This window comes from Erythrobacter sp. SN021, assembly GCF_021864455.1.
Genome location: NZ_JAKKUW010000005.1, coordinates 128,396 through 142,432 on the forward strand (window position 1 = coordinate 128,396; position 14,037 = coordinate 142,432).

Annotated in this window: 14 protein-coding genes and 1 tRNA gene; 2 read left to right on the forward strand and 13 right to left on the reverse strand. The window is 62.5% G+C overall.

What is annotated here, in order from left to right; genetic code table 11:
* Positions 1 to 13: 13 nt before the first annotated feature.
* The 4 genes from L5849_RS12130 to L5849_RS12145 form a co-directional block, all read right to left on the reverse strand.
* On the reverse strand, positions 14 to 739 hold the full coding sequence (locus tag L5849_RS12130) for a TonB family protein (RefSeq protein ID WP_115417664.1): 726 nt from the start codon (positions 737 to 739) through the stop codon (positions 14 to 16).
* Between the two features lie 133 nt (positions 740 to 872).
* Positions 873 to 3,344, reverse strand: coding sequence for a TonB-dependent receptor (locus tag L5849_RS12135; protein WP_236925792.1), 2,472 nt, complete (start codon positions 3,342 to 3,344; stop codon positions 873 to 875).
* Between the two features lie 257 nt (positions 3,345 to 3,601).
* Positions 3,602 to 4,543: an isopenicillin N synthase family oxygenase gene (locus L5849_RS12140; protein WP_236925793.1), complete on the reverse strand. Its 942-nt coding sequence runs from the start codon at positions 4,541 to 4,543 to the stop codon at positions 3,602 to 3,604.
* 14 nt (positions 4,544 to 4,557) lie between these two features.
* Positions 4,558 to 5,904, reverse strand: coding sequence for a NupC/NupG family nucleoside CNT transporter (locus L5849_RS12145; protein ID WP_236925794.1), 1,347 nt, complete (start codon positions 5,902 to 5,904; stop codon positions 4,558 to 4,560).
* 126 nt (positions 5,905 to 6,030) lie between these two features.
* Here L5849_RS12145 and L5849_RS12150 point away from each other — a divergent pair, with 126 nt between their 5' ends.
* Entirely contained in the window at positions 6,031 to 6,714 is a 684-nt protein-coding gene (locus L5849_RS12150; RefSeq protein ID WP_115417667.1) for a queuosine precursor transporter, read from the forward strand.
* Here the strand turns inward: L5849_RS12150 and L5849_RS12155 are convergent.
* The 7 genes from L5849_RS12155 to folK form a co-directional block, all read right to left on the reverse strand.
* Positions 6,711 to 7,226, reverse strand: a complete 516-nt coding sequence (locus L5849_RS12155) for a DUF421 domain-containing protein (RefSeq protein ID WP_236925795.1) — start codon at positions 7,224 to 7,226, stop codon at positions 6,711 to 6,713. The genes L5849_RS12150 and L5849_RS12155 overlap by 4 nt on opposite strands.
* A gap of 50 nt (positions 7,227 to 7,276) precedes the next feature.
* The gene (gene fghA, locus L5849_RS12160) at positions 7,277 to 8,119 is read right to left on the reverse strand and encodes an S-formylglutathione hydrolase (protein ID WP_305040843.1); all 843 of its coding nucleotides are present in this window, start codon (positions 8,117 to 8,119) and stop codon (positions 7,277 to 7,279) included.
* A 3-nt stretch (positions 8,120 to 8,122) separates the two neighbouring features.
* Positions 8,123 to 8,764, reverse strand: coding sequence for a CoA transferase subunit B (locus L5849_RS12165; protein ID WP_236925907.1), 642 nt, complete (start codon positions 8,762 to 8,764; stop codon positions 8,123 to 8,125).
* A complete protein-coding gene (locus L5849_RS12170) occupies positions 8,764 to 9,474 on the reverse strand; it encodes a CoA transferase subunit A (protein WP_236925796.1) in 711 nt (236 codons plus the stop codon). The genes L5849_RS12165 and L5849_RS12170 overlap by 1 nt, the downstream gene beginning before the upstream one ends.
* Positions 9,474 to 10,586, reverse strand: a complete 1,113-nt coding sequence (locus L5849_RS12175) for an S-(hydroxymethyl)glutathione dehydrogenase/class III alcohol dehydrogenase (protein WP_236925797.1) — start codon at positions 10,584 to 10,586, stop codon at positions 9,474 to 9,476. Before L5849_RS12175 ends, L5849_RS12170 begins: the two co-directional genes overlap by 1 nt.
* 55 nt (positions 10,587 to 10,641) lie before the next feature.
* A tRNA-Lys gene (locus tag L5849_RS12180) sits at positions 10,642 to 10,717 on the reverse strand.
* A gap of 54 nt (positions 10,718 to 10,771) precedes the next feature.
* On the reverse strand, positions 10,772 to 11,275 hold the full coding sequence (gene folK / locus L5849_RS12185) for a 2-amino-4-hydroxy-6-hydroxymethyldihydropteridine diphosphokinase (protein ID WP_236925798.1): 504 nt from the start codon (positions 11,273 to 11,275) through the stop codon (positions 10,772 to 10,774).
* 57 nt (positions 11,276 to 11,332) lie between these two features.
* Here folK and L5849_RS12190 point away from each other — a divergent pair, with 57 nt between their 5' ends.
* On the forward strand, positions 11,333 to 12,748 hold the full coding sequence (locus L5849_RS12190; protein WP_236925799.1) for a M20/M25/M40 family metallo-hydrolase: 1,416 nt from the start codon (positions 11,333 to 11,335) through the stop codon (positions 12,746 to 12,748).
* On the opposite strand, the gene L5849_RS12195 is transcribed toward L5849_RS12190, so the two are convergent.
* Complete coding sequence (locus tag L5849_RS12195) at positions 12,745 to 13,164, reverse strand: hypothetical protein (protein WP_236925800.1); 420 nt, start codon at positions 13,162 to 13,164, stop codon at positions 12,745 to 12,747. The genes L5849_RS12190 and L5849_RS12195 overlap by 4 nt on opposite strands.
* Positions 13,165 to 13,166: 2 nt before the next feature.
* Positions 13,167 to 14,030, reverse strand: coding sequence for an N-carbamoylputrescine amidase (gene aguB, locus L5849_RS12200; protein ID WP_236925801.1), 864 nt, complete (start codon positions 14,028 to 14,030; stop codon positions 13,167 to 13,169).
* Between the last annotated feature and the right edge of the window lie 7 nt (positions 14,031 to 14,037).

Sequence of the window (14,037 nt, forward strand, 5' to 3'; positions counted from 1 at the left end):
CTGCCGCGCTAGCTCAATTGAAAAAACGCTGCTGGTAATGGAAGGTCGCGGCAACCGGATTGCCGCGTGCGTCGCGCGCCGGTTCGAAACGTAGCTGCTCGAGCGCAAGGCGGCAGACGGCGGCATCGGTTTCCGGAAACGGGCTTGGGCGATAGATGCTGCACCGCGTGGCGCGCCCCTGAGCCGAGACGGTCAGCCTGACGATCACCGATTTGCCGATACGCGCCTCGCGCCCGCCCGGCGGTACGGGGAACGCGCTCGCATCGGTTATCGCACGTGTCAGGACAGGCTTGGTTGCCGCGCCCGCGCCCTGCCCGCTGCCGCCCTCGCCGCTCCCAGTGCCCTGCCCCTCGCCAGCACGACCGGTTCCCTCGCCATCGTCGGTGGCACCCGAGGTTTGGGCGGTCCCGGTCGAGGCTGCTCGCGGGGCCGGTGGATCGTCGCGTAGCGGACGCTGCGGCTCGGGCGCGGTTACGGGTGCAGGCACCGCCTCGCGCCCCGGATCGCCTTGCGCTCCCTCGGGCTCGGGCGCGGGATCCTCCTCCATCTCCGGCGGCGGCGCGGTAACCGTGACGGTGAAGGCGGAAACCACGGACTGCTCGACACGGTCGACCGCAGCCGGGGCGAGCGCGCGCACGAGCAGATAGAACAGCCCGACATGCAGCAGGGCAATGAGCAAGATCACCCAAGGATTGAGGCGCTTGCGGGTCTGCGCATAGCGGGTCGGCTGAGAGTCCATTGGATCAAAACGGCGGTCGGGGCCTGCATGTTCCGGTACGGCTCGGCCCGAATGAAAAAAGGCGGCCCTCCGTGAAGAGGACCGCCTAGTTTCTATGTCCGACCGGGAAACGCCTTCCCGGCTGTTCTCAGGGTCAGAAGCCCCAGATAAGCGACGCGGTGAAGGCCCGCGGCGGGCCGAGATTGACGAATTCGCCTGAGGTGGTCAGGCCGGTCGGTGCCGAACCGATATAGACCTCGTCGAACACGTTGAGCACGTTGAGTTGGAAGTAGGCCTTGTCCAGGCTTTCGTTGAAGTGGCCGAGCGACAGACGAAGATCGAAATCCGCCACGGTGTAACCGGGCAGTTCGATGGTGTTGATGTCGTTCAGGTAACGCGAACCTGTGCGTTTCACCTGCGCACCGACTTCAATCGGGCCAAGCTCGAACTGCGCGCGCGCGCCGATGGTGAACTTGGGCGCGCCCGCTTCACGCTTGCCTGCGGTCGGGGCGAACTGCGTCGCTCCGATCTGGACGTCCTCGTCGATGTCCGACTTGAGATACGAACCGAAAACGTAGAACAGGACCGGCTCGGACGGTTTCCAAGCGATGCTGCCATCAACACCGTACTTGTCGACGCGTCCGAGGTTACGGGTAATGGTACGATCCGTAATGGGGTCATAAGCAGAGGCAAGACGGTTGTTGTACCGATTGAACCAGCCAGTCAGTTGCGCCTGGATCGTACCGGTCTGATAACGCACGCCAAGGTCTACCGAATGCGAGGTTTCCGGCTCCGGAGCGACACCGACAAACAGCGAACCGTAGAGCGCATCCGTACCCGGAACCGACAGGTTCTTGGCATAAGAGGCGAACACGCTGGCTCCCGGGGCGAATTCGTACGTAAGCCCGAGGTTCGGCAGGATAGCATCATACTTATACGTCGCGGAAGTGGGGCCGACGTAGTTCGGGTTCGCGACCAGATAGGCCGCGATGTCGGTCGCGCCATTGATGCAGTTGACATTGCCCGACGGATCGGTGGTCACGCAGTACTGGTTCAACTCACGTTCGAAGAACGGCACTCGAACACCGACCTCGGCCGTCAGGCCTCCGAACTGCCCGCGATACTGAGCCGCAGCCTGATGCAGGATCGCGAATGACTTGCGGTTGCGCTTCTGCGGAGCGGTTCCGTCGGCATCGAGAAGCGGATCATTGATGGGGAATACATCCACCGGCTCTGCGTTCAGCGTCAGGGACCCGGCGGTTCCGGTCTGGCGATGGCGGGCATGATCCAGAGTATACGCGATACGCACGCGGTGGTCGGGATTGATCTCATAGATCAGGTTGGCGATCACACCATAACGGTTGGTTTGCGTGTTGCTTGGCGAGAGAATTGTGACGTAATCGAGTGTATCGCCGTCGCCATTAAGGTCGCGCCCACCGAAGTAATAGTACAGGGTCGGACGGGTCGAACGAGCAGGGTTGCGGGGATCCGTTGTGAAGATGCCACCGTTGAAACCGTCGGGCGATTGGCCTTCGAAGCCAACCGAAGTGCCGCCGCCGTTGGCCTTCACATACTGGAAGCTGGGATCGACGGTAAGCGTGAGCGAATCGCTGAGCGTGAAGCGCGAGGCCCCGCGAATGTTGCCGGTGTTCGACGGATTGTAGCGACGTTCGAACGGAGTACCGCAACGATTATAGGTATCCTGCACGCCAGCCTCACCGACGACAACCGTGCAGGGCGTGCCGTCGAAAAGGTTGTAGAAGCGGTCTTCCGGCTCCTGGATCGGGCTGGGTTCGCCGGTGTAGCGGAAGGGCGAGCCGTTGAAGTTGTTGCGGTTCTGGTTGTAGTGACCGGCGATCGAGATGAAGTCGTCGCCATTGCCGAGCGGCTGGAAAATCTTGGCGTTGTACTGCTGCTTGTCGACACCGCCATAGTTGGAAAATGCGGATTCGTTTTCCGTGCGCGATGCGCTGAAGAAGGCTTTCAAACCGCCTGCGGTCAGTTCGCCGGTCTCTATCTTGGCGAAGAAGCGATACATCATCCGGTCGCCGGGATCGCCGCGCGAAATGATGTTGCCATACGTCGTCGTTGTCGTGACGCCGAATTCGTCGTCGGGCGTCTTCGAAAGAATGTTGATGGTGCCGCCAGCCGCTGCTGCGGTCGGGCTATCGACGTCGGTCGAACCCAGAGTAACGGTCACCGAGCCGATGATTTCCGGATCGACCATCTGGTTGGTGTAGAGCGCGTAATTGCCCGAATCGTTCAGCGGCAGACCGTCGAAGGTCTGGGATATACGATCAGAGGAGAACCCACGAATGGTGAACCTCCCGCCCAGCGAACCGAACGGATCGTTGTTGGTGAAGCTGACGCCGGGGACCAGATTGAGCGTATCGTTGATGGTCTGGCCCGGAGCCTGACGCAGGATCAGTTCGGAGTCGAGCTGAACCTTCGCCTTGGGGGAATCGGGAATATCGACGCCGCCGACATCGGTATCGCGGGCGCCGGATACGATGATCACATTGTCGTCGAAGTCGACCGAACCGGTCGATTGTGCGGAGGCCGGGGCGGCGACCATGGCACTGGCTGTGCTGACCACCGAAGCGGCCAAGAGATACTTGAACTTCATCAGGAAAGACCCCTTAGTCTCTATGATGCTGGAGGGAGTTGGGTGTGGCAGAACCCCGCTAGGCGGGATGCGTTGCCGCCAAGCTACGGAAATGTGACAGAGTCAAGACGGGCGTGGCAGATATGTTAAACCCACACCTACACAGGCAGATTATACCTAATAAATCAATGTTTTAGATAAGTTGCATTTTTGCAACTTGTGAGCTTTTTTGCCGAATCTGCGAAATCATCCGGCCAAAATTGCTGCAATGCAGCAAGTCACGCCAGATTGATCTCGCGCAAACGCTGCAACAGGAATTCGTGACTCGAAATCGGTGCGGGATGATCGTCGGGCGCCTGCGGATCGATGCAGGACGGCAGCGTTTCGATCATGTAATCGGGCCGGAAGTGCAGGAAGAACGGCATCGAATAGCGCGCGCGATAGGCCGCTTGCCCACGCGGATTGACAACGCGGTGCGTGGTCGAGCGCAGCTTGCCGTTGGTCAGCCGGTCGAGCATGTCGCCGACATTGATGACCAGCGCCCCTTCGGGCACGTCGACGGCTTTCCAGTCGCCCTGCCTGGTCAGCAGTTCGAGCCCCGCTTCCTCGGCACCGAGCAGCAGGGTGATGGTGTTGATGTCCCCATGCGCTGCGGCACGAATCGCCCCCTCGGCCTCTTCCCCCTCGAGCGGGGGGTAGCGCAGCAGGCGCATGACCGAATTGCCGTCTTCGACCGTGGGCGCAAAGAAGGTGCGGTCGAGTCCGAGATGCAGGGCGATGCCTTCGAGCACGCGCCCTCCAGCTTCCTCGAAAGCAGAATAGAGTTTGGTGAAGGTTTCACGGAACCCCTCGACCTCGCTCGGCCAGACATTGTCCGCCATATATTCGGACAGCTGGTGACCCTCCGGCAGCTCGCGCCCGACATGCCAGAATTCCTTGAGATCATGGACCTTTGCGTCCTTGGCCTTTTCGGTCCCGAAGGGCGTATAGCCGCGCGCGCCGCCGCCGCCTGGGATGTGGTAGGCTTTCTTCACCTCGGCGGGCAAAGCGAAGAATTCCTTCGACAAGGCTTCGGCCCGGTCGATCAGGTCCTGCGGAATGCCATGGTCGCGGATCACGGCGAAGCCGTATTCCCGGAAGCTGCGGCCCAGCTCGTCGGCAATGCTGTCGAGCGGCTGTGCCAGCGACACAACCGCGATATCGGTGTTCGAATCGGTCATAATGGGTGCGCCCTTTAGTATGGTAGGAAGAGACCCGCCAGCGCCGCGCTCATCAGATTGGCGAGGCTGCCAGCGGCGAGCGCGCGGATACCCAGCTTGGCGATGACCGGTCTTTGATTTGGCGCAAGCCCGCCGGTGACCGCCATCTGGATGGCGATGGAGCTGAAATTCGCAAAGCCGCACAGCGCGAAGGTGACGATTGCCCTGCTGCGATCCGGCAGGACCGAAGCGTCCATCGCACCCAGATCGATGAAGGCGACGAATTCGTTGAGCACGATTTTGGTGCCGAACAGCCCGCCAGCCGTGCCCGCCTGTTCCCATGGAATGCCGATCAGGAACATCACCGGCGCGAAGACGAAGCCGAGCAATTGCTGGAAACTGACATCGGGATAGCCGAACCACGCGCCGATTCCCCCGAGGATGCCGTTGGCAAGCGCGACCAGGGCAACGAAGACCATAACCATTGCGCCCACGGCCACCGCGAGCTTCACACCGGTTTGCGTGCCCTGCGCCGCGGCCTCGATGATATTGGCCGGCCGGTGGCCTTCCTCGAAGGTTTCCGCGACTTCGACCTCGTGCGGCTTGCCGCTTTCTGTGAGGGCAGCGGGTCCTTCCGCGCTGATCCGCGCATCGGGCAAGACGATCTCGGCCTCGGGGTCCACGCCGGACATTTCCGCCGCATCGCGCGCCAGGTCGCTTTCATCGTCGGGCATGATGATCTTCGCCATCAGGATCCCGCCCGGCGCCGACATGAAGGCCGCCGCCAGAAGGAAGGGCACCGCTTCCGCGCCGATGAAACTGGCATAGGCGGCCAGGATCGTGCCCGCGACACCTGCCATGCCCACGCTCATCAGCGTGAACAGGCGGCTCGGCGTGAGCGCAGCCAGATATGGGCGCACTACCAGCGGGCTTTCGGACTGGCCGACGAAGATATTGGCCGCGCTGCCTAGCGCTTCGACCTTGCTGATGCCGGTGATCCAGCCGATCGCCCCACCGACCCAGCGCACCAGCCGCTGCATGATGCCCCAGTGATAGAGGATCGAAACGATCGCGGCGAAGAACACGATTACCGGCAGCGCGGCGATGACGAATGTATTGGTGAAGGGATTGGCGGCCATCGGGCCGAACACCGCCTCGATCCCCACCTTCGAATAGTCGAGCAGCGCGATCACCCCGTTCGACATCGCCTGGATCAGCTGGACGCCCCACGGCGTGCGCAGCACCAGCAGCGCCATCAGCGCCTGCAGGGCGAAGGCCGCGCCCACCACGCGCAGCTTGATGCGCCGTTTGCCCGTCGACAGCAGGAAGGCAATCAGCAAGATCGCCGCGATACCGACGAGATTGATCAGGATGGGGGACATCGGGTTCCCTTTGGGACAGACAAGTTGCGGATGAAATCGGATGCTGTCTTGCTTGCGGCGCTCCATTAGTCAATTTTCGCAACTCGCCGACGGCCTCGCCGTCCACCAAATCGACAAGGCCCTTCCATGACCGAACCCGCCAACGAGACCAGGCTCGCAGCCGCTGCCATGCCGCTGGGCCTGTTCGTCTATACGCTGCTTTATGGCGGAATGACCGTGCTCGCAGGGGTTCTGGCGTTCAAGCAGGTGCAGTTATGGCCGACCGACCTTGCGGTCGAATCGGGCATTTTCGCCTTCCTGCTGCTGGTGGTGATCTCCAGCACGATTGCCCAGCTTTACGGCGAAAAACTGGCGAACCGGATCGTATGGTGGGGCTTCGTGCCCTTGCTGGTGGCGTCCGTGCTGATGCAGCTCGTGCTCAACCTGCCCGCCTCGACCGAAATGGTCGAATTCCGGTCGGAGGATCTCGCCGCCTTCGAGCGCGTCCATGCGACCTTGTGGCGCGTGTGGATGGCCGGACCGGCCGCCTATATCGTTTCGCTGCTGCTCAATGTCTGGATTTTCTCGCGGCTGCGCGGATCATCCGAGGGCGCATCCACCGTATCGCTGATGGCACGCGGCGCGATTGCATCGGCACTCAGCCAGGCGATCGATTCGGTGATCTTCATCACGCTGGCCTTCTACGGCCAGTTCGCGATCACCAATCTGTTGATCGGCCAAATCATCGCCAAGGTCGCATTGAGCCTGGCGCTGGTGCCCTTCCTCATCACCGGCGGCGTTGCCTTCGCCCGCTGGCTGGACCGGCGCTAGATCCGTTTCACATTCTCGACGAGGATTTCGTCGAGCACATCGCCATGCAGGACCGAGACGTCGCCGGTCGTCTCGAGCACGACCGCGCGGACATGCTTTAGGTCGAGCACATTGGCTTCGCGCAGCTTGGCGACAAGATCGCTCTTGGCCACCCGGGTCGCGCGCAGCGCGTCTTCGAGGAACTCGCCGTCGCGCATCAGGAAGACGGGCGCATTCTGCATTGCGGCTTCAACCGTGTCGGAAGCCTTGCGGAGCCGTGCGGTGCCATATTGCACGATAAACAGGCCCAGCATGGCGACCATCGCCTGTCCGAAGCCCTGCCAGTCACTTGCCTGCGCCGCACCCGCAAGCAGACTGCCCAGCGCAATCGTCATGACGAAGTCGAAATTGGTCATCTTGGACAGCGAGCGCAACCCGTTGATGCGGATCAGCATGACTATCCAGATGGTCGCTGCGGCGGAGAGGATCACGCCACGCAGCGCGGTATCGAACCAGGTATTGTCGATGAACATGACACCCCAACGCCCGAAGAGAGGCGAACTATCCCGCCAGTGTCGTAGAATTATCGCGCCAGCCGCTCCGCATGCCAGCTCACATGTTCGGCCATGAAGGTCGAGATGAAGTAATAGGAATGGTCGTAGCCATCCTGCATGCGGATATCCGCCGCGATACCGGCTTTCTCGCATGCCTCGACGAGAAGCCCGGTCTTGAGCTGGGTTTCGAGAAAATCGTCGCCGGTCCCCTGATCGACCAGAAGGTGATCGATCCGCGCACCATCATCGATCAGCGCGCAGGCGTCATATTCGCGCCAGGCTTCGCGGTCCGGGCCGAGGTAGCCGCCGAGCGCCTTTTCGCCCCAGGGGCAGTTCAGCGGGCTGACGATCGGTGAAAAGGCGCTGACCGAACGGAACCGAGCCGGATTGCGCAGAGCCACGGTGAGCGCACCGTGGCCGCCCATCGAATGGCCGGTGATGCCCTGCCGGTCGAGATCGACCGGAAAGTGTTCGCCCACCAGCGCCGGAAGCTCCCGTTCGATATAGCTGCGCATGGCGAAGTGCCGCGCCCACGGTTCCTGCGTCGCATCGACATAAAACCCAGCGCCCTTGCCGAAATCATAGGCTTCGTCGTCGGGCACATCTTCGCCGCGCGGCGAGGTGTCGGGCGCGACGAATATCACGCCATGCTCGGCACATGCGGCGCGATATTCGCCTTTCTCGGTGACGTTCGCATGGGTGCAGGTCAGCCCCGAAAGGAACCACAGCACCGGCAGCTTCGCGCCCTCCGCATGGTCGGGCACGAAGACCGAGAAGGTCATCTCGGTGCCGGTGCTGGCGGAGCTGTGGCGGTAGACGCCCTGCACGCCGGAATGGCTGCGATGCTCCTCGACCGTCTCCAGCGCCGACATAGCCTAGAGGGCAACCTCGTATGCGGCAGTGGTCTTCTCGGCCACTTCCTCGGCCGTGACGCCCGGTGCCAGCTCGATCAGGCGGAACGGGCTGCCGTGATCCACGCGGTGGAAGACGGCGAGATTGGTGATGATCATGTCGACCACGTTCTGCCCGGTCAGCGGCAGCGTGCACTCGGGAATGAACTTGGGGCTGCCGTCCTTGGCGTTGTGATCCATCACCACGATGATCTTTTTCACCCCGGCGACCAGATCCATCGCCCCGCCCATGCCCTTGATCATCTTGCCGGGGATCATCCAGTTGGCGATATCGCCATTCTGCGCGACCTCCATCGCGCCCAGCACGGTCAGGTCGATATGCCCGCCTCGGATCATCGCAAAGCTCGCCGCGCTGTCGAAATAGGCGCTGTGCGGCAACTCGCTGATGGTCTGCTTGCCCGCATTGATCAGGTCCGCATCGACCTCGTCGGGGTATGGGAACGGCCCGATGCCGAGCATGCCGTTCTCGCTCTGCAGCGTGACATGCATGCCTTCGGGAATGTGGTTGGCGACCAGCGTCGGGATGCCAATGCCGAGGTTGACGTAATAGCCGTCTTCCAGTTCCTGCGCCGCACGGGCGGCCATCTGGTTGCGATCCCAGCCCATCATGCGCTCTCCCTTTCGCGGGTCGTCTCGAATTCGATCTTCTTGTCGTAGGGTGCGCCCACGATCATGCGCTGGACGTAGACGCCCGGCAGGTGAATGCAGTCGGGATCGAGACTGCCGGTCGGCACGATCTCTTCCACCTCGACCACGCAGACCTTGCCGCAGGTCGCGGCCGGAAGGTTGAAATTGCGCGCGGTCTTGCGGAACACGAGGTTGCCGGTCTCGTCGGCCTTCCACGCCTTCACGATGGCGAGGTCGGCGAAGATGCCGCGTTCGAGAATATAGGTTTCGCCGTCGAACTCCTTATGCTCCTTGCCCTCGGCGACCTGCGTGCCGACGCCGGTCTTGGTGTAGAAGCCGGGGATCCCAGCGCCGCCTGCGCGCATGCGCTCGGCGAGCGTACCCTGCGGGCAGAACTCGACCTCGAGTTCGCCCGACAGGAATTGCCGTTCGAATTCCTTGTTCTCGCCGACATAGGACGAGATCATCTTCTTCACCTGCTGGGTGCGCAGCAGCATGCCGATGCCTTCATTGTCGATCCCCGCATTGTTGCTGGCGAAGGTGAGGCCCTTCACCCCGCTGTCGCGGATCGCGGTGAGCAGACGCTCGGGAATGCCGCAGAGGCCGAAGCCGCCGCTCGCGATGAGCATGTCGTCACGCAGCACGCCTTCGAGTGCGGCGGCGGCATCGGAATAGATCTTGCCAGCCATCAGAACACCACCACGCTACGGATGCTTTTGCCAGAATGCATAAGGTCGAACCCCTTGTTGATTTCTTCCAGACTGAGGACATGGGTAATCATCGGATCGATCTCGATCTTCCCGTCCATGTACCAATCGACAATCTTGGGCACGTCGGTGCGGCCCTTGGCCCCGCCGAAGGCCGTGCCGCGCCAGTTGCGGCCCGTCACCAGCTGGAACGGCCGCGTCGCGATTTCCTTGCCCGCTTCGGCCACGCCGATGATGATCGAAGTGCCCCAGCCCCGGTGGCAGGCCTCCAGTGCCGTGCGCATGACATCGGTGTTGCCGGTGCAGTCGAAGGTATAATCCGCCCCGCCATCGGTCATCTCGACGATTTTAGCGACCACCTCGTCATTGCTCATACCCTTCGTGTTGAGGAAATGGGTCATACCGAACTTGCGGCCCCATTCCTCGCGATCGGGATTGATGTCGATGCCGACGATCATGTTCGCGCCCGCAAGCCGCGCGCCCTGGATGACGTTGAGGCCGATCCCGCCGAGGCCGAAAACCACGACATTGTCGCCGACCTGCACCTTGGCTGTATTGGTCACCGCGCCCACGCCGGTCGTGACCCCGCAGCCGATATAGCAGCTCGTCTTGAAGGGCGCGTCCTCGCGGATTTTGGCGACCGCGATTTCTGGAAGGACGGTGAAGTTAGAGAAGGTCGAGCAGCCCATATAGTGGAAAATCGGCTCGCCCTTATAGGAAAAGCGCGTGGTGCCGTCGGGCATCAGCCCCTTGCCCTGCGTTGCGCGGATGGCCGTACACAGATTCGTCTTGCCGGAGAGGCACGATTTACACTGTCGGCATTCCGGCGTGTAGAGCGGGATCACATGATCGCCCGGCCTCACGCTGGTCACGCCCGCGCCCACCTCACGCACGATTCCCGCGCCTTCATGGCCGAGTACACTGGGAAAGATTCCCTCCGAATCGAACCCGTCGAGCGTGTAGGCGTCGGTATGGCAAATACCCGTGGCCATGATCTCGACCAGCACTTCGCCCGCTCTGGGCCCTTCCAGATCCAGCTCGACGATTTCGAGGGGCTGCTTGGGGGCGAAGGCGACGGCGGCGCGAGTCTTCACAGGCAAATGCTCCGGACGGTGGATGCCGGCGCTCCGGCCTCGGGGCGAATTGTGGTGGTGAGCCGTGCTGGGTTCGAACCAGCGACCTACTGATTAAAAGTCAGTTGCTCTACCGACTGAGCTAACGGCCCGACCACGGCGTGCCACCTAGGGACGCTGTTGCGGGTGGTCAAGCGGGTCATGCGTCATTCTGTGCGCAGTGGCCGGGAAAGGCGCGCGGCAAGCTGGCGGATGGTGAGGCCGGTGACCGGATCGCGCCAATGCGGAGCAATCTGCGCAGCCGGGTGCAGAACGAAATCGCGTTCGCGAAACAGAGGGTGCGGGATCGACAGGCCGGGTGCTTGCCACATTCCGCCATTCCACAGCACGATATCCAGATCCAGCGTGCGCGAGCGCCACCGCTGTCCGCGCCGCTCCCGGCCGAAAGCCCGTTCGATATCCTGCAGGCTTTTCAACGCTTCGGGCGGGCAAAAATCCCCAACGATCACCGCGGCCGCATTGGCGTATCGCCGCAAGGACGGGCCGACCGGCGCGCTGTCAGCGAGACGCGAGAAGGCATCGACCCGCCACCCCGCATCCGCCAGCGCCCCGGCAGCCGAAGCCAGCACCGCGCGCGGCGCGCCGATGCCCGGCACCCGGCAGTTGGACCCAAGAGCGATCAGGTAGCGATGCTTGCTTGCGTCCCTCATATCCCCGCCCTAGCGTCGCAACCGACAAGAGCCAATCGGGGAGGGTGGACGATGACAATGAAGGCGTTTCTGCTGGCGGGTGCCTTGACGATTTCGGGGCAGGCCGCCGCAAGCGAGGCATCGCCGCGCGACCTGACCGAACACGAGCAGCGCGTGCATGACATCTATCGCGATATCATCGCCTTCCGAACCGCATCCGGACACGGGCAGATGGATGAAATGGTCACCTATCTGACCGATCGCCTGGCCGAAGCCGGATTTCCCGATCAGGATCTGATGGTCACCGATTACGATAGCGATGGCGATGCAACCCAGGGCCTGATCGTGCGCTATCGCGGCGATGGTTCTTCGGGCGAGAAACCCATCGTAATGCTGGCGCATATGGATGTGGTGGACGCCCTGCCCGAGGATTGGGAACGCGATCCCTTCACTCTGGTGGAGGAAGGCGGGTATTTTTTCGGACGCGGGACGCAGGACAACAAATATGGTGTCGCCAATCTCACCGGGACGTTCATCCGGCTGAAAAAGGAAGGCTGGACGCCCAGGCGCGATCTCTATCTGGTTTTCTCGGGCGACGAGGAAACCGGGATGGTCTCTACCCGCGCACAGGCGAAATGGGTCGCCGACAATGTCGATCCGGCCTATGTTCTCAATTCCGACGCGGGCGGGATCGGTCTGGCCGACGACTATTCCCCGCTCGCCCAGCAGGTCCAGCTCGCGGAGAAGACCTATGTCACATTCGACATCACCGCGACCAATCCGGGCGGCCATTCATCCCGCCCGCGCAGCGACAATGCGATCTACGATCTGGCCGCGGCGCTGACCCGGATTTCGCAGCATCGGTTCCCGGTGCGCGAGAGCGCCCTGACACGCAGCTATTTCGCCGCCATGGGCGAGAGCATTCCCGGAGAACTCGGCGCTGCCATGCGCGCTTTCGCCGCCGATCCGAGCGATGCCGACGCCATCGACACGATCAGCGCCAATCCCGGCTTCGTCGGCACGCTGCGCACCACCTGCGTCGCGACCATGCTGAAGGCCGGCCATGCGGAGAACGCATTGCCGCAATCGGCCAGCGCGGCGGTCAATTGCCGTGTCTTCCCGGGGGAAGGCGTGGAATCGGTCAAGGAGACGCTCGAGACGATCATCGGCAACGAGGCGATCGCCGTCAGCCAGCGCAGCGAAGCGACGGAGAGCCCGATGAGCTCGCTTCCCGACGAGGTGGAAGCAGCGTTGGCCAAATCGCTGACAGCGCGCTTCGGCAAGCCCATCCCGATGATACCGACGATGTCTTCGGGCGGCACGGACGGCATGCATTATCGCGCGCTCGGCTACGAGACGGTGGCCATCGGGGCAGGTGCCAGCCGCCCGCAGGATATTTACGCGCACGGGCTGAACGAAAGGATGCGGGTCGATGCCTTCTATGACGGGCTAGACCATTGGAGCATCGTTTTGAAAGAACTCGCCGGGCGCTAGAATATCTCGTTCTCGGCTGCGCTCAGCGTGAACTCGCCCAGCGTAAGCCTGCGTTTTCTCCTGAGCAGGCCGCCCCGCGCGATGGCGAAAGGAACCTGGACATCGCCGGCATAATCGGTGGCCCGCAGCCGCACTTCCATCATGTCCCGGTTTCCATGATGCAGGACGATGGCGGCGGCCCGGATCGTGCCCTCCCGCGCCCGCGGTTTCAGCAATTCGGCGAAGCGGTCGAGCACGGTCTGCGCGCCGTCGATGGCCCCGGTTTCGAGCACGGCGACATTCTGTATTGCGCCATTTGCACGCAATTCGAACAAAAGCGGGAAGAAGGTGCCGTCTTTCTCGATCCGGGCGATACCGGCCTCGATAGCGGCGGTGAACAACGCGTCGAGCTGCGCCTGGTCGATGCCAGGCGGCACGATCAGATATCCTCGCAAATCCGGCCATAGAGCTGCGGGCGGCGATCCCGAAAAAAGCCCATGCCCGCGCGATGTTTCGCCGCCCGATCGAGGTCGATCGTCGCGACCAGCGCACCGCTTTCGGCGGCACCGAATTCTTCGACCAGATCGCCCCACTCATCGGAAATGAAGCTGTGCCCGTAAAAGCTCTGCTGGCGATCTGCCGGGCCTTCGTGGCCGATACGGTTGGCGGCGCATACCGGCATGCAATTGGACACCGCATGGCCGATCATTGCGCGGCGCCACATCCGGCTGGTATCGAGATCGGCGTCATAGGGTTCCGATCCGATGGCCGTGGGATAAAACAGAACTTCGGCGCCTTTCAGCGCCATGACCCGCGCGCATTCGGGATACCACTGATCCCAGCATATCCCCACGCCGATGCGCGCGCCGAAGACGTCCCACACCTTGAAGCCGTCATTCCCGGGGCGAAAATAGTATTTTTCCTCGTAGCCCGGCCCGTCGGGGATGTGGCTCTTGCGATAGGTCCCGGCGATCTCACCGTCGGGGCCGATCATCGCCAGCGTGTTGTAATAGTGATGGCCATCGCGCTCGAAGAAGCTGGTGGGGATGGCGACGCCCAGCTTCGCGGCGAGGCCCTGCATCGCTTGCACGCTCGGGCTCTCCGCCTTCGGGCGCGCCAGAGCGAAGAGTTCCTCTTCCTCCTCGCGGCAGAAATAATCGCCGGCGAACAGTTCGGGCGGAAGGATCACCTGCGCACCCTTGCCTGCCGCCTCCTCGACCAGCGCGGATACGGCGGCAATGTTCTCTGCCTCCCCCGCGCGAGCGAGGGCAAGCTGCAGGACGGCGACAGTCAGTTCTCTCATCGGATCA